Origin of the sequence: Cellulomonas sp. Root485 (assembly GCF_001426705.1) — a bacterium.
Taxonomy (GTDB): domain Bacteria; phylum Actinomycetota; class Actinomycetes; order Actinomycetales; family Cellulomonadaceae; genus Cellulomonas.
Genome location: NZ_LMFC01000001.1, coordinates 1,894,747 through 1,910,408 on the forward strand (window position 1 = coordinate 1,894,747; position 15,662 = coordinate 1,910,408).

The 15,662-nt window shown below is 67.7% G+C and carries 7 protein-coding genes and 4 rRNA genes; all 11 read right to left on the reverse strand.

Translation table 11 applies throughout. The annotated features are described in order from the left end of the window. Positions 1-57: 57 nt before the first annotated feature. The 11 genes from steA to ASD16_RS08755 all read right to left on the reverse strand — a co-directional run bounded on the left by steA (position 58) and on the right by ASD16_RS08755 (position 15,409). The gene (gene steA, locus ASD16_RS08710) at positions 58-1,236 is read right to left on the reverse strand and encodes a putative cytokinetic ring protein SteA (protein WP_055915467.1); all 1,179 of its coding nucleotides are present in this window, start codon (positions 1,234-1,236) and stop codon (positions 58-60) included. A gap of 6 nt (positions 1,237-1,242) precedes the next feature. After that, positions 1,243-2,973 carry a DNA repair protein RecN gene (recN, locus tag ASD16_RS08715; protein ID WP_055915937.1) on the reverse strand — a complete coding sequence of 577 codons (1,731 nt, stop codon included), beginning with the start codon at positions 2,971-2,973 and terminating at the stop codon, positions 1,243-1,245. Next, positions 2,970-3,866, reverse strand: a complete 897-nt coding sequence (locus ASD16_RS08720) for an NAD kinase (protein WP_055915469.1) — start codon at positions 3,864-3,866, stop codon at positions 2,970-2,972. Before ASD16_RS08720 ends, recN begins: the two co-directional genes overlap by 4 nt. Beyond that, positions 3,863-4,684 (reverse strand): TlyA family RNA methyltransferase, encoded by an 822-nt coding sequence (locus tag ASD16_RS08725; protein ID WP_055915471.1) that lies wholly within the window; start codon positions 4,682-4,684, stop codon positions 3,863-3,865. Before ASD16_RS08725 ends, ASD16_RS08720 begins: the two co-directional genes overlap by 4 nt. A gap of 6 nt (positions 4,685-4,690) precedes the next feature. Further along, positions 4,691-4,849 carry a hypothetical protein gene (locus ASD16_RS22020; RefSeq protein ID WP_200942882.1) on the reverse strand — a complete coding sequence of 53 codons (159 nt, stop codon included), beginning with the start codon at positions 4,847-4,849 and terminating at the stop codon, positions 4,691-4,693. A 150-nt stretch (positions 4,850-4,999) separates the two neighbouring features. Next, a complete protein-coding gene (locus ASD16_RS08730; RefSeq protein WP_055915473.1) occupies positions 5,000-6,040 on the reverse strand; it encodes an HAD-IIA family hydrolase in 1,041 nt (346 codons plus the stop codon). Next, positions 6,037-7,083, reverse strand: coding sequence for a hypothetical protein (locus ASD16_RS08735; protein WP_082570659.1), 1,047 nt, complete (start codon positions 7,081-7,083; stop codon positions 6,037-6,039). Before ASD16_RS08735 ends, ASD16_RS08730 begins: the two co-directional genes overlap by 4 nt. 2,144 nt (positions 7,084-9,227) lie before the next feature. Next, positions 9,228-9,345 (reverse strand): 5S ribosomal RNA (gene rrf / locus ASD16_RS08740). Positions 9,346-9,445: 100 nt separating this feature from the next. Then, positions 9,446-9,562: ribosomal RNA gene (gene rrf, locus ASD16_RS08745) — 5S ribosomal RNA — on the reverse strand. A gap of 77 nt (positions 9,563-9,639) precedes the next feature. Then, positions 9,640-12,755, reverse strand: a 23S ribosomal RNA gene (locus ASD16_RS08750). A gap of 1,133 nt (positions 12,756-13,888) precedes the next feature. Further along, a 16S ribosomal RNA gene (locus ASD16_RS08755) occupies positions 13,889-15,409 on the reverse strand. The 16S, 23S and 5S rRNA genes sit together here, the layout of an rRNA operon. Between the last annotated feature and the right edge of the window lie 253 nt (positions 15,410-15,662).

The following is a 15,662-nucleotide window of genomic DNA, read 5'->3' on the forward strand; positions in this document are numbered from 1 at the left end:
CTCCGTCGATTACGTCACCGGCGAGGGCCGGGACCAGGTGCAGGGTGCGGGCGGCGGTCATCCGAACAGACCGCTCACCCACGACGTGATGTCGTCGATGCGGGCGCCGGAGAGGCCGATCAGGGTCTGCCCCGCGGCCGTCGAGGCCAGCGCCACGCCGAGGGCGAGCAGTCCGGCGAGGACCAGGAGCGTGAGCTGGAGGTTCGAGATCCGGTTCCGGTAGAGCCGTGACACACCCTTCGCGTCGACCAGCTTGCTGCCGACCCGCAGACGGGTGAGGAACGTGCTCGCCATGCCGGAGCGTCCCTTGTCGAGGAACTCGACCAGCGTGGCGTGCGTGCCGACGGCGACGATGAGCTCGGCACCCTTGTCGTCGGCGAGGAGCATGGCGACGTCCTCGCTCGTGCCCGTGGCGGGGAACACGACGTGCTTGACGTCGAGCTGCTCGACACGGGCGAGACCGGGTGCGCGGCCGTCGCGGTAGGCGTGCACGACCACCTCGGCGCCGCACATCAGGGCGCGGTCGGACACGGAGTCCATGTCGCCGACGATGAGGTCGGGCTTCCACCCGGCGTCCAGGATCGCGTCCGCTCCCCCGTCGACACCGATGAGCACGGGCCGGTACTCGCGGATGTACGGGCGCAGCGTGACGAGGTCTTCCTTGTAGTGGTAGCCGCGCACGACGATCAGGACGTGCCGACCGTCGATCTCGGTCGAGATGTCCGGCACCCCGATCCCGTCGAGGAGCAGGTCCCGCTCGCGGCGCAGATAGTCCATGGTGTTCGCCGCGAACGACTCGAGCTGCACGGACAGACCGGCGCGAGCCTCCTCCATCGCCGCGGCCACGCTCGCCTCGGTCTGCAGCACACCCTCGGCGACCAGCGTGTCGCCCTCGTACACCGCAGCGTCGACGATCCGGAGCCGATGCCCCTCGGTGATCGCCATGACGTCCGCACCGAGGTCGTCGATCAGCGGGATGCCCGCCTCGATGAGGATCTCCGGACCGAGGTTGGGATAGCGGCCCGACGTCGAGCGCGCCGCGTTGAGCACGACGGACGGCTGGCACGCCACGAGCGCCTCGGCGGAGACCCGGTCGAGGTCGAGGTGGTCGATGACCGCGATATCACCGGGTCGCAGTCGCTTGGTCAGCGCCTTGGTCCGAGGGTCGACACGTGCCGGACCGGCGACGACGCCGGCTTCGGGCATGGCGGTGCGCTTGCGCAGGGAGGCTCTCATCGCCGCTCATCGTCCCACGGACGAGAGCTCGAGCAGTTCTGCGGCATGCGTCCGCGCGGCGTCGGAGTCCTCCTGACCGGACAGCATGCGGGCGAGCTCGCGCACACGCTCGTCCCGCGTGACCAAACGCACGTCCGACTCGGTGACCACGTCGACGCCGTCGGCGGTCGACTTGGTGACCACCAGGTGATGGTCGGCAAACGCGGCGACCTGCGCCAGATGGGTCACGACGAGCACCTGGCTGCCCTGCGCGAGCGCCGACAGGCGCCGACCGACCTCGATCGCGGCCCGGCCACCGACACCCGCGTCGACCTCGTCGAACACGAAGGTGCCCGGCCGCGTGGCGCCGGGCGCGGTGGCGAGCGCGACCTCGATGGCGAGCATCACGCGGGACAGCTCACCACCGGACGCACCCTTGCCCAGCGGTCGTGCGGGCGCCCCGGCGTGCGGGACCAGGAGCATCTCGACCCGGTCGGCGCCGTGCGGCCCGGGGTCGTCCGCGAGGTCGACGCGCACCTGCAGCTCGGCACCGCCCATCGCCAGGCCCGACAGCTCCTCGGAGACCACGGCGGACAACCGCTCGGCGCCGCCACGCCGACCTGCTGTCACCGCGTCTGCCAGCGTGCCCAGCTCGCCGTCGAGCCGAGCGCGGGCATCGCGCAGCTCGGCGATCCGCTCGTCGCCGCCGTCGAGGTCGAGCAGGCGACGGCCCGCGGTGTCCGCCCAGGCCAGCACCTCGGCCACCGTGCTGCCGTAGCTGCGCGTCAGGGTGCCCAGCTCGGCGCGACGACGCTGCGCGGCGTCGAGGCGCAGCGGGTCCGCCTGCAGGTCCTCCAGATAGGCGGCCAGGTCGGTCGAGACGTCCGCGAGCAGGTACCCGGCCTCGGCGATGCGGGTGGCCAGTGCGGCGAGCGCGGGGTCGTGGGTGCCCTCGTGCTCGAGCAGCCGGCGCGCCAGCTCGATCGTGCCGACCGCCGCGGAGCCCTCGTCGGCCCCGTCCTCGCCGACGAGCGCCGCGTGCGCCCCCGCCGCCGCCGTACGCAGGTCCTCCGCGTGGGAGAGCCGGTCGACCTCCTCGGCGAGCGTGACGTCCTCGGCGGGCTGCGGGTCGACCCGCTCCACCTCGGCCAGCCCCAGCCGCAGGAGCTCGGCCTCACGCGTCCGGTCGCGTGCCTGGTCGACGAGCTCCGTGAGCTCCGCGTCCACGCGTGCGCGCTCGGCCCAGGCGGCGCGGTACTGCGCGAGCACCTCCCGGTGCGCCGATCCGACGAACTCGTCGAGCGCTTCCCGCTGGACGGCGGGCGACCGCAGGCGTGCCTGGTCGGCCTGGCCGTGCACGGTGACCAGCTCGTCGGCGAGCTCCGCGAGCAACCCCTGCGGGACCGACCGCCCACCGACGTAGGCACGCGACCGGCCGGCGGTGCCGTCGGAGCCGGCGCCGACCGTCCGCAGGAGCACGAGGCTGCCGTCGTCGTCCAGCTCGGCACCCGCCTCCGTGGCACGCTCGAGCGCCGCGCCACCCGCACCCAGCACGACGCGTCCCTCGACCGCCGCCGACGTCGACCCGACGCGCACCGTCGCCGGGTCCGCCTTGCCGCCGAGCAGCAGGTTGAGCGCCGTCAGCACCATCGTCTTGCCGGCGCCCGTCTCGCCGGTCAGGACGGTCAGGCCCGGCCCCAGCTCGACGTGCGCACGGCCGATGACGCCGAGGTTGTCGATGCGGATCTCCTCGATCACGCCGTCACCTCCGGAGGCGTGGGTCGTGCGGACGGTCGGGGCGCGCTCGGCCGGCCGCGCCACCCGTCGACCGGCAGCCCGAACTTGTTCACCAGGCGGGTCGTGAACGGGGCCGGCGTCAGCCGTGCGAGGCGCACCGGGATGTCGCTGCGGGTGACCTCCACCCGGGAACCCAGGGGCACCTCGAGCCGTCGGCGTCCGTCGAGCGTCACCAGGCCCGCTGCCGGCGACCGTTCGAGCACCTCGATGGCCAGCCTGCTGCGGGGGCCGACGACGAGCGGCCGCGCGAACAGGGCGTGCGCGGAGATGGGGACGAGGATCATGCCGTCCACGTCCGGCCAGACCACGGGGCCGCCGGCGGAGAACGCGTGCGCGGTCGAGCCCGTGGCGGTGGCCGCGACGACACCGTCGCAGCCGAACGACGACAGCGGGTGGCCGTCGACCTCCAGGAGCACCTCGAGCATGCGCGAGCGGTCGACCTTCTCCAGCGCCGCCTCGTTGAGCGCCCACCCGGTGCCGGTGCTCCCGTCCGGTCGGAGGACCCGCACGTCGAGGGTGCCGCGCTCCTCGACGTCGAACTCGCCCGCGGTCAGCCGACGAACGGCCTCGCCGATGTCATCGCGCTCGCTCTCGGCCAGGAACCCGACGTGCCCGAGGTTGACGCCCAGCAGCGGCACGGAGGTCCCCCGCGTGAGCTCGGCGGCCCGCAGGATCGTCCCGTCACCGCCGAGCACGATGGCGAGCTCGAACGTCGGCAGGTCCGCCGCGACGGCGTCCTCCGCCGCCAGGACGGCCTCGACACCGGCTCGCTCCAGCTCACGGACGGCGTCGTGCGTGGCCGACACGGCCTCCTCGCGACCGCCGTGGGTGACCACCAGTGCGCGCCTGGTCACGGGGCCACCTCTCCGTCCGCCAGCACGGCGTCCGTGATCGTGTCGACGGGTACCTGCACCGGCTCGTCGTCGTCCGACCGTGCGAGCCACAGGAAGAACTCGACGTTCCCGCTCGGTCCGGGCAGCGGGCTGCGGACCACACCGCGCACCGCGAGACCGAGCTCTGCCGCCACGCGGGCCACACCGATGACGGCGTCGACCCACAGTCCGGGGAGCCGGACGACACCGCCCGACCCGAGCCGCTCGCGCCCGACCTCGAACTGGGGCTTCACCATCACCAGGAGGTCGGCGTCCGGGCGTGCCACCGCGACGAGCGCGGGGAGCACGAGGGTCAGCGAGATGAAGGAGAGGTCAGCCACGACGAGCTCCGGCGCGGGCGTGACGTCGCCCTCGCCCAGCGTCCGGACGTTGACGCCGTCGCGCACCTCGACCCGCGGGTCCCGGCGCAGCGGGTCGACCAGCTGGTCGTGCCCGACGTCGACGGCGACCACCCGGGTGGCACCCCGGCGCAGCAGCACGTCGGTGAAGCCTCCGGTGCTCGCGCCCGCGTCGAGGCACTGCCTCCCGGCGACGGCCGGCCCGTCCGCCCCGAGCGCGTCGAGCGCACCCGCCAGCTTGTGCCCGGCGCGCGAGGCGTACTCCGGGTCGGCGTCGTCGGCCTCGACGGACACCTGCCGCTCGTCCGTGACCTGCAGGGCACTGCGCGCCGCCGCCGAGCCGTCGACGGTCACCCGTCCGGCCGCGATCAGCTCACCGGCGTGCCGGCGCGACCGTGCCAGACCGCGACGCACCAGCTCCGTGTCGAGGCGTGTGGTCACCGCCGGTCAGCCCTCCGTGTCCGCGAGCCGGTCCTGGAGCGCACCGTGCACCGCGTCGAACACCGCGACGTGGTCGCGCAGAGGCTGGTCCTCGAGGCCGGCCAGTGCCGACAGCGCCTGGTCGACGGCGTCGTCCGACGTCGAGGTGATGTCCGTCTCGCTCACTGCGCCGCCTCCCGACGTGGTCGTGTGCCCGCACGGTCCGCGGAACGCTGACCGCCGGACTCGATGGGCACCGAGGCGCCACGGGACGCGCCCACGCTACCTGGCGCAGCCCACAACGACCTGTCGCCACACACAGGCCGGGCGCCCACGTCAGTCGTGGTCGAGCGCCGTCGCGAGCTCGGGGACCGACGTCGGGTCGAGCTCGACCCCGTCGTCGACCGCCGCCCACGCCGCCGCGCACGCAGCACGCACGACGTCGACCTCGTCCTCGACCGACGACGTAGTCCCGCGACCGAGCTCGAGCCTGCCGTCGACCACCCGGGCCGACGCGCCGCGGACCGTCCACCACCCCTCGGCCCCCTGCTGCGGCTCCGGGTGCGCGACCAGCAGCGAGCGCAGGTCCGCGCCGATCAGGTGCGGACGCTCCCCCGGCACGGCGAGCACGTCGTCGCGCGCGGAGCTCACACCCGTCAGCACGTGCAACCCGATGTAGCCGCCCGCCCGCGCACCGGCCAGGTCGGTGTCCAGCCGGTCACCGACGACGAGCGTCTCGCGTGCCCCGACCCGCTCGACAGCCATGTCGTACATGGTCGGCGCCGGCTTGCCCGCACTGTCCGGCACCACGCCCGTCGCCGCTCGCACGGCGCCGACGAGCGAACCGTTCCCGGGGGCGAACCCCCGCGCCGTCGGCAGGCTGAGGTCGAGGTTCGAGGCCACGTGCCACGCCCCGCGTCCGACGGCGTACGCCGCCTCCGCCAGCTGCGGCCAGCCCACCTCCGGGGCGAACCCCTGCGCGACCGCCGCCGGGTCGTCGTCCGCGGACTCGACGACCACGTACCCGGCCTTCCGCACCGCCGTGACCAGCCCCGCACCGCCGACGACCAGCACCTTCGACCCGCGCGGCAGCCGCGTCAGCAACAGCTGCGCCGCCGCCTGCGCGGCCGTCATGACCTCCGACGGCTCCGCCGCGATGCCCAGCTCCGTGAGCTGGTCCGCCACCGACTCCGGCTCACGCGACGCGTTGTTGGTGACGAACACCAGCCGCATGCCGCGCGCACGCGCCGACGTCAGCCCCTCGGCCGCGCCGTCGATCGGCTCGTGGCCGCGGTAGGCCACCCCGTCGAGGTCGACGAGCGCGAGGTCGAACCGGTCTGCGAGCGGCGTCAGCGAGCCGACCAGACCGCCCGTCACCGACCGCCCTCCGCCTCGTCCGACCCCTGCACGTCCGACTCACCCGGGTTGGGTACCCCGTCCGGAGTGACGTCGTCCACGACGTCGACAACCGGCGCAGCACCGTCCGCCTCGGGCGCCTCGTCTGCGCCGTCCACGTCAACCGCACCGCTCGCATCATCCGCGTCGTCGCTGTCGCCCGCGTCATCGATGTCGCCCGCGTCATCCGGGTCGTCGGTGTCGTCGCTGTCGACTACCGCCTCGGCCACAACATCCGCGGCCTCGGAGGCGTCAGCAGTGTCGACGTCGTCGTCGGACTCATCGTCCTCGTCCGAGCCGTCGCCGTCAGAGTCGTCCGCCGCATCGACAGCGTCGACCGCCTCAGGCTCCTCCTCGTCGTACTCGCCGTCGGCGTCGAACTCGCTCAGGTCGAACGAGACCACCTCGTCCTCCACCTCGACGTCACCCGCTGCCTCGTCGAGCTGGTCCTGCGTGTACGGCGCCAGCTCGGCGAGGGCCTCGGCGGACCGTCCGGCCGCCTCCAGGGCAGCGGCGCGCGCCTGAGCCACCCGGATCGAGACGAGCCCGGTTCCCGCACGCACTGCGGGGGTCGACAGGGCCGCGACAGCGGCCTCGGCCTGGCCGAGGTCCAGCCGTGCACCACTGACCACCATCGCGAGCTCGATCTTCGCCTCGGCGTCGAGCGTCTCGGCCTCCGGCTCCTGAGCCAGCGCGAGCGCACGCTCGGGTCGGCCGAGGCCACGTTCGCAGTCGGCCATGATCGCCAGGTGCTCCGACGAGCCGTTGAGCCGCCGCACGGTGCGCAGCTCGCGCAACGCCTCGGCGTACCGACCCGTGCGGTACGCGGCCAGACCTGCCGCCTCGCGCACGACGTCGACGCGGCCGGCGCGCCGGACAGCAGCCTGGGCGTGCTCGTACGCGAGCTCGGGTGCCACGTCGAGCAGCCGGCCCACCATCACCAGGTGGCGGCCGACGCCCTCCGCGTTGTCCTTGCTCAGGGTGCGCAGACGCCCACGGACCGAGCGGTCGAGATCGCTGAACACGACCTCGTCCGGGATCTCGGGGGCGACGAAGCGCTCGTCCGTGGGTCGCGTCAGCCGACGGTCGTCGGTCTCGCGACCGTCCGTGCCGGCGCCGTGGCTCCGGCTCGAGCCGGCACGGTCGTCCCGACCCGACCCTCCGGACGGGGGCCGACGGTCGCCGGTCGCCGGGCGGTCGGCGCGGTTGCCACCGGCTGCCGGCCGCGATGAGCTCGTCCGCTCGCCCGAGCTCCGCGGTCCACGATCTGCCGACGAGGGACGCTGCCCGCTCGACGACGGCCGGTCGCTCGACGAGCGCCGCTCCGTCGAGCCGCGCTCAGCGGACGGACGGCTCCCCTGGCTCGGTCGGTCACCGACCGAGCGACGGTCGCCGTCACTCGGGCGCCCGCTCCCGGCACGGTCGCCGTACGACGGTCGCTCGGTTCCACGGCTGCGGTCGCCGCCGCCGGAGGGACGGTCGCCGTACGACGGACGAGCGGAACCACGGTCACGGTCGCCGCCGTACGACGGGCGATCTCCGTAGCCGGAGCGCTCCGGACCTGGCCGGTCACCGTAAGAGGGCCGATCTCCGGAAGGCCGACCGCCACTGGGCGGCCGGTTCCCGGACGACGACCTGTCGCCGCCGGACGGCCGGTCTCCGTACCCGGACCGCGCCTCCCGCGAGCGGTCGCCGTAGGCCGGACGGTCACCCGACGGACGACCACCGGACCGGTCACCGTACGACGGTCGATCGCCACGGCTGTCAGCTGCTCCACCGGAACGACCTCGTGCCGGACCGTCGCTGCCTGACGGACGGTTGCCGTAGCCGGACCGGTCACCACCGGACCGGTCACCGTACGACGGACGGTCTCCACCACGTCCTCGGTCCGCGCCGCTCGCGCGGTCACCGTAGGAGGGGCGGTCGCCACCCGAGGGCCGGTTGCCGTACGACGGGCGGTCACCACCAGAAGGACGGTCCCCGTACGAGGGCCGGGCACCGCTCGGGCGGCCACCGGTCGACGGGCGGTCTCCACCTCGGCCCCGGTCACCGCCACCAGATCGGTCACCGTACGACGGACGATCCCCGGCGCCGCGGTTGCCGTAGGGCGAGCGCTCGCCACCGCCGGAGCGGTCGCCACCCGGGCGACTCCCGTACGAGGGACGGTCTCCCCGTCCGCGGTCACCGGAGGCCGAGCGGTCGCCGTACGCGGGGCGGTCACCAGCGGGCCGGCTGCCGTAAGAAGGACGGTCACCSGMAGGACGCGAGCCGTACGAGGGACGGTCACCCGAAGGACGCGAGCCGTACGAGGGACGGTCACCCGARGGACGGCTCCCGGAGGAGGAGCGGTCGTTGCCGCCCCGGTCGCCGTACGAAGAGCGCTCGCCGCCGCGGCCCTGGTCCCGGCCACCGCTGCGGTCGCCGTACGACGGACGCTCGCTCGACCGGCCGGCGCCGTAGCTGTTGCCCCGGTCCCCGCCCTGCCGATCACCGTACGACGGACGCTCTCCAGCGCGGCCGCGGTCACCCGCACCGCCGCGATCGCCGTACGACGGACGCTCGCTGCGTCCGTAGCCGGGCCGGTCGCCACCGGAGCGACTGCCGGAGGGCGGGCGTTCGCTGCCGGACCCGGACCGGTCTCCGCCGCGCGAGTCCCCAGCGCGACCTGCAGACGACGGGCGGAAGCCGCGGTCGTCACCGGACGGGCGACCACCGGACGAGGGCCGGTATCCCCGATCGCCACCGGAGCTGTACGACGAGCCCGACGCACGGCTACCGCCCTGCGACGAACCGTCGGAACGCGGTCGCCCGCTGCCCCCGGACGAGCCGCCGCGGGGCGCTCCGCCACCACCGTGCGAGCCACGCGCCGAGCTGTTGTTGCGGTCGGGTCGACCACGGTCCGCCCCGCCCGACCGGCCACTGCCGTCGGGTGTGCTCCCGGCACGATTCTCGCTGTTCATCTGTGTGCTCTCCTCGTCGCGATCGACCGCCCCATCGTCTCATCCCCGGCTCCGGGTGCCGGACGGCAACCAGCGGGCCGCACCGACGACGCGGAACGGGGACGACACTGCGGTGATTCTTGGTGATCAATACGCCCGACGTTGCGCGCAGAAAATCGTTGGGGAAACAGAAAGAGCCACCCCCGTAGGGGTGGCTCTTCCTGAATGATGTCCGGCGGCGTCCTACTCTCCCACACCCTGGCGAGTGCAGTACCATCGGCGCTGAAGGGCTTAGCTTCCGGGGTCGGAATGGGACCGTGCGTTTCGCCCCCCGCCAAGGCAGCTCTACCGCCCCGAGGAAAACAGAAAGAGCCACCCGCGAAGGTGGCTCGACTATTCTGGGAAACAGAAAGAGCCACCCCCGTAGGGGTGGCTCTTCCTGAATGATGTCCGGCGGCGTCCTACTCTCCCACACCCTGGCGAGTGCAGTACCATCGGCGCTGAAGGGCTTAGCTTCCGGGTTCGGAATGGGACCGGGCGTTTCCCCTTCGCTATGACCGCCGTAACGCTATCGAGTTGTCAAACGGGTTCCCGTTCGTTACTCGGGAACCGCACAGTGGACGCGTACACGCATTGAATGGTGTGGTGAAGTTGTCGGCTTATTAGTACCGGTCAGCTGCGAGGGTCGTTAGTCCCCTCTTCCACATCCGGCCTATCTACCCAGTGGTCTAGCTGGGAGCCTCTCACCCCTCAAGGGGGCATGGAAACCTCATCTTGAAGCAGGCTTCCCGCTTAGATGCTTTCAGCGGTTATCCCTTCCGAACGTAGCTAACCAGCCGTGCTCCTGGCGGAACAACTGGCACACCAGAGGTTCGTCCGTCCCGGTCCTCTCGTACTAGGGACAGCCCTTCTCAAGTTTCCTGCGCGCGCAGCGGATAGGGACCGAACTGTCTCACGACGTTCTAAACCCAGCTCGCGTACCGCTTTAATGGGCGAACAGCCCAACCCTTGGGACCTACTCCAGCCCCAGGATGCGACGAGCCGACATCGAGGTGCCAAACCATGCCGTCGATATGGACTCTTGGGCAAGATCAGCCTGTTATCCCCGGGGTACCTTTTATCCGTTGAGCGACGGCGCTTCCACAAGCCACCGCCGGATCACTAGTTCCGACTTTCGTCCCTGCTCGACCTGTCAGTCTCACAGTCAAGCTCCCTTGTGCACTTGCACTCGCCACCTGATTGCCAACCAGGCTGAGGGAACCTTTGAGCGCCTCCGTTACATTTTAGGAGGCAACCGCCCCAGTTAAACTACCCATCAGGCACTGTCCCTGATCCGGATCACGGACCGAGGTTAGATATCCAGAGCGACCAGAGTGGTATTTCAACGTTGACTCCACCGACACTGGCGTGCCGGCTTCACAGTCTCCCACCTATCCTACACAAGCCGCACCGAACACCAATACCAAACTATAGTAAAGGTCCCGGGGTCTTTCCGTCCTGCTGCGCGTAACGAGCATCTTTACTCGTAGTGCAATTTCGCCGAGTTCGCGGTTGAGACAGCGGAGAAGTCGTTACGCCATTCGTGCAGGTCGGAACTTACCCGACAAGGAATTTCGCTACCTTAGGATGGTTATAGTTACCACCGCCGTTTACTGGGGCTTAAATTCTGAGCTTCGCCTTGCGGCTGACCCGTCCTCTTAACCTTCCAGCACCGGGCAGGCGTCAGTCCGTATACATCGTCTTGCGACTTCGCACGGACCTGTGTTTTTAGTAAACAGTCGCTTCTCCCTGGTCTCTGCGGCCCTTCACGCTCCCCGAGCAAGTCGGTTCACGCTTCAGGCCCCCCTTCTCCCGAAGTTACGGGGGCATTTTGCCGAGTTCCTTAACCACGATTCTCTCGATCGCCTTGGTATTCTCTACCTGATCACCTGAGTCGGTTTGGGGTACGGGCGGCTAGAACCTCGCGTCGAGGCTTTTCTTGGCAGCATAGGATCACCAGATTCCCGCATTCGCGGTCACCGTCAGCTCTCAGGCTGTATGAGGTGCGGATTTGCCTACACCTCGCCCTACGACCTTGGACGTGGACTACCATCGCCACGCTTGGCTACCTTCCTGCGTCACCCCTGTTAATACGCTTACCTACTACCGGTTCGGGTCACGCGCTCCCTGGTGCGGTGTCCCCGAAGGGACGATGCACCAGCTCGGGCGTTTAGCATCACCGGGCTCGGTATGGGCGGTTCTTCGCCGGTACGGGAATATCAACCCGTTGTCCATCGACTACGCCTGTCGGCCTCGCCTTAGGTCCCGACTTACCCAGGGCGGATTAGCCTGGCCCTGGAACCCTTGATCATTCGGCGGACGGGTTTCTCACCCGTCATTCGCTACTCATGCCTGCATTCTCACTCGTGTGGCGTCCACCGCTGGGTTCCCCCGCGACTTCACTCGCCACACGACGCTCCCCTACCCATCCACACGCCTGAACACACCCGAAGGTGCGCTGAGCTGATATGTGAATGCCACAGCTTCGGCGGTATACTTGAGCCCCGCTACATTGTCGGCGCGGAATCACTTGACCAGTGAGCTATTACGCACTCTTTCAAGGGTGGCTGCTTCTAAGCCAACCTCCTGGTTGTCTGTGCAACTCCACATCCTTTCCCACTTAGCATACGCTTAGGGGCCTTAGCTGGTGGTCTGGGCTGTTTCCCTCTCGACTACGGAGCTTATCCCCCGCAGTCTCACTGCCACGCTCTGGCTTACCGGCATTCGGAGTTTGGCTAACGTCAGTAACCTGGTGGGGCCCATCGGCTATCCAGTAGCTCTACCTCCGGCAAGAAACACGTGACGCTGCACCTAAATGCATTTCGGGGAGAACCAGCTATCACGGAGTTTGATTGGCCTTTCACCCCTAACCACAGGTCATCCCCCAGGTTTTCAACCCTGGTGGGTTCGGTCCTCCACGCGGTCTTACCCGCGCTTCAACCTGCCCATGGCTAGATCACTCCGCTTCGGGTCTAGAGCACGCGACTGAATCGCCCTATTCGGACTCGCTTTCGCTACGGCTTCCCCACACGGGTTAACCTCGCCACGTACCACTAACTCGCAGGCTCATTCTTCAAAAGGCACGCTGTCACCCCTGCTAGGGAGGCTCCAACGGATTGTAGGCACACGGTTTCAGGTACTATTTCACTCCCCTCCCGGGGTACTTTTCACCTTTCCCTCACGGTACTTGTCCGCTATCGGTCACTAGGTAGTATTTAGGCTTACACAGTGGTCTGTGCAGATTCACTCCAGGTTTCTCGGGCCCGGAGCTACTTGGGATCCCCTTCGGGAGGCCACGCCATTTCGTCTACGGGGGTCACACCCTCTGTGCCGGGCCTTTCAATGCCCTTCGACTATGACGCGACTTTCTGACTCCCTGTCGGATCGGCAGATCCAACGGAAAGGTCCCACAACCCCGTGCACGCAACGCCTGCCGGCTTGAACACGTACACGGTTTGGCCTGATCCGCTTTCGCTCGCCACTACTCACGGAATATCTCTTCCTGGCGGTACTGAGATGTTTCACTTCCCGCCGTTCCCTCCACACACCCTATATATTCAGGTGCGGGTCACACGACATGACTCGTGCGGGGTTTCCCCATTCGGACATCCTCGGATCACGGTTCGTTTGCCAACTCCCCGAGGCTTATCGCAGGCTACAACGTCCTTCTTCGGCTCCTAGTGCCAAGGCATCCACCCTGTGCCCTTATAAACTTGACCACAAANCGGGTCACACGACATGACTCGTGCGGGGTTTCCCCATTCGGACATCCTCGGATCACGGTTCGTTTGCCAACTCCCCGAGGCTTATCGCAGGCTACAACGTCCTTCTTCGGCTCCTAGTGCCAAGGCATCCACCCTGTGCCCTTATAAACTTGACCACAAAAATCATTCAAAAAAGATGCTCGCGTCCACTGTGCAGTTCTCAAGCTACGACCGGAACAAGCACCCTCACCCCAGCGCCTACCCACCACACCAGACCCGTTCTGCCAAGGCATCCACCCTGTGCCCTTATAAACTTGACCACAAAGATTCATTCAAAAAAGATGCTCGCGTCCACTGTGCAGTTCTCAAGCTACGACCGGAACAAGCACCCTCACCCCAGCGCCTACCCACACCCCAGCGCTTGCGCACCAGTGCGTGGGTGGTTCGTCTGAGCGGTACCAGCCCGCAGCCACCCGCACCCACCCCRCACCCTCAGGTGCGGACCGCGTGCGCAGCGACCCTGATGAAACAACCTTCCGGCTGTTCCCTCAGGACCCAACAGCGTGCCCAGCCGRCCCCTCCCCAGCAGCCAACCGTTCCCACCCAGAACCCCGAAGGGCCTGGCGTACTAGGTCGCCACCAGCTCGTAAGCCGGCCAACAGTCGATGTTCCACCCTCGAGCACCGTCCCCCACTCGTTCGGCAGGGACAACGGGCCTGGACACCCTCATTCAAAAAAGATGCTCGCGTCCACTGTGCAGTTCTCAAGCTACGACCGGAACAAGCACCCTCACCCCAGCGCCTACCCACCACACCAGACCCGTTCCCGGGTTCCGTGCGGTGGGTGGTTCGTCTGAGCGGTACCAGCCCGCAGCCACCCGCACCCACCCCRCACCCTCAGGTGCGGACCGCGTGCGCAGCGACCCTGATGAAACAACCTTCCGGCTGTTCCCTCAGGACCCAACAGCGTGCCCAGCCGRCCCCTCCCCAGCAGCCAACCGTTCCCACCCAGAACCCCGAAGGGCCTGGCGTACTAGGTCGCCACCAGCTCGTAAGCCGGCCAACAGTCGATGTTCCACGGCAGGGACAACGGGCCTGGACACCCTGCACCACCCATGACAGGTGATGCGGCTGCCAGATGCTCCTTAGAAAGGAGGTGATCCAGCCGCACCTTCCGGTACGGCTACCTTGTTACGACTTAGTCCCAATCGCCAGTCCCACCTTCGACAGCTCCCTCCACAAGGGTTGGGCCACCGGCTTCGGGTGTTACCGACTTTCGTGACTTGACGGGCGGTGTGTACAAGGCCCGGGAACGTATTCACCGCAGCGTTGCTGATCTGCGATTACTAGCGACTCCGACTTCATGGGGTCGAGTTGCAGACCCCAATCCGAACTGAGACCGGCTTTTTGGGATTCGCTCCACCTCGCGGTATCGCAGCCCTTTGTACCGGCCATTGTAGCATGCGTGAAGCCCAAGACATAAGGGGCATGATGATTTGACGTCATCCCCACCTTCCTCCGAGTTGACCCCGGCAGTCTCCCATGAGTCCCCGGCATAACCCGCTGGCAACATGGGACGAGGGTTGCGCTCGTTGCGGGACTTAACCCAACATCTCACGACACGAGCTGACGACAACCATGCACCACCTGTACACCGACCTTGCGGGGCAACCATCTCTGGAAGTTTCCGGTGTATGTCAAGCCTTGGTAAGGTTCTTCGCGTTGCATCGAATTAATCCGCATGCTCCGCCGCTTGTGCGGGCCCCCGTCAATTTCTTTGAGTTTTAGCCTTGCGGCCGTACTCCCCAGGCGGGGCACTTAATGCGTTTGCTGCGGCACGGAACTCGTGGAATGAGCCCCACACCTAGTGCCCAACGTTTACGGCATGGACTACCAGGGTATCTAATCCTGTTCGCTCCCCATGCTTTCGCTCCTCAGCGTCAGTTGCGGCCCAGTGACCTGCCTTCGCCATCGGTGTTCCTCCTGATATCTGCGCATTCCACCGCTACACCAGGAATTCCAGTCACCCCTACCGCACTCTAGTCTGCCCGTACCCACTGCAAGCCCAAGGTTGAGCCTTAGGTTTTCACAGCAGACGCGACAAACCGCCTACGAGCTCTTTACGCCCAATAATTCCGGACAACGCTTGCGCCCTACGTATTACCGCGGCTGCTGGCACGTAGTTAGCCGGCGCTTCTTCTGCAGGTACCGTCACTTGCGCTTCTTCCCTGCTGAAAGAGGTTTACAACCCGAAGGCCGTCATCCCTCACGCGGCGTCGCTGCATCAGGCTTGCGCCCATTGTGCAATATTCCCCACTGCTGCCTCCCGTAGGAGTCTGGGCCGTATCTCAGTCCCAGTGTGGCCGGTCGCCCTCTCAGGCCGGCTACCCGTCGTCGCCTTGGTAGGCCACTACCCCACCAACAAGCTGATAGGCCGCGAGCCCATCCCAGACCGATAAATCTTTCCAGACACCACACATGCGTGTGCGTCTCGTATCCGGTATTAGCCATCGTTTCCCATGGTTATTCCAGAGTCTGGGGTAGGTTGCTCACGTGTTACTCACCCGTTCGCCACTGATCAGACCAGCAAGCTGGCCATCACCGTTCGACTTGCATGTGTTAAGCACGCCGCCAGCGTTCGTCCTGAGCCAGAATCAAACTCTCCGTAAATGTCTACATGGCACCCCACCACCGAAGCAGTGAAGCAACCGACACACGAAATGGTCCCGATAAGGACCGTTCAGATTCGGCTGAATTTTGATGCCGCACCCCCACGGAGGTGRAAGACACGACACCTATCTCAACCAAGACCCACCACCCACCGACACCCCCACCCGAACGGGCCGAAGCATCATCAGATAGCGAGCCATATGGCATCGACTATTTGGCACACTGTTGAGTTCTCAAGGAACAGACGCGCATC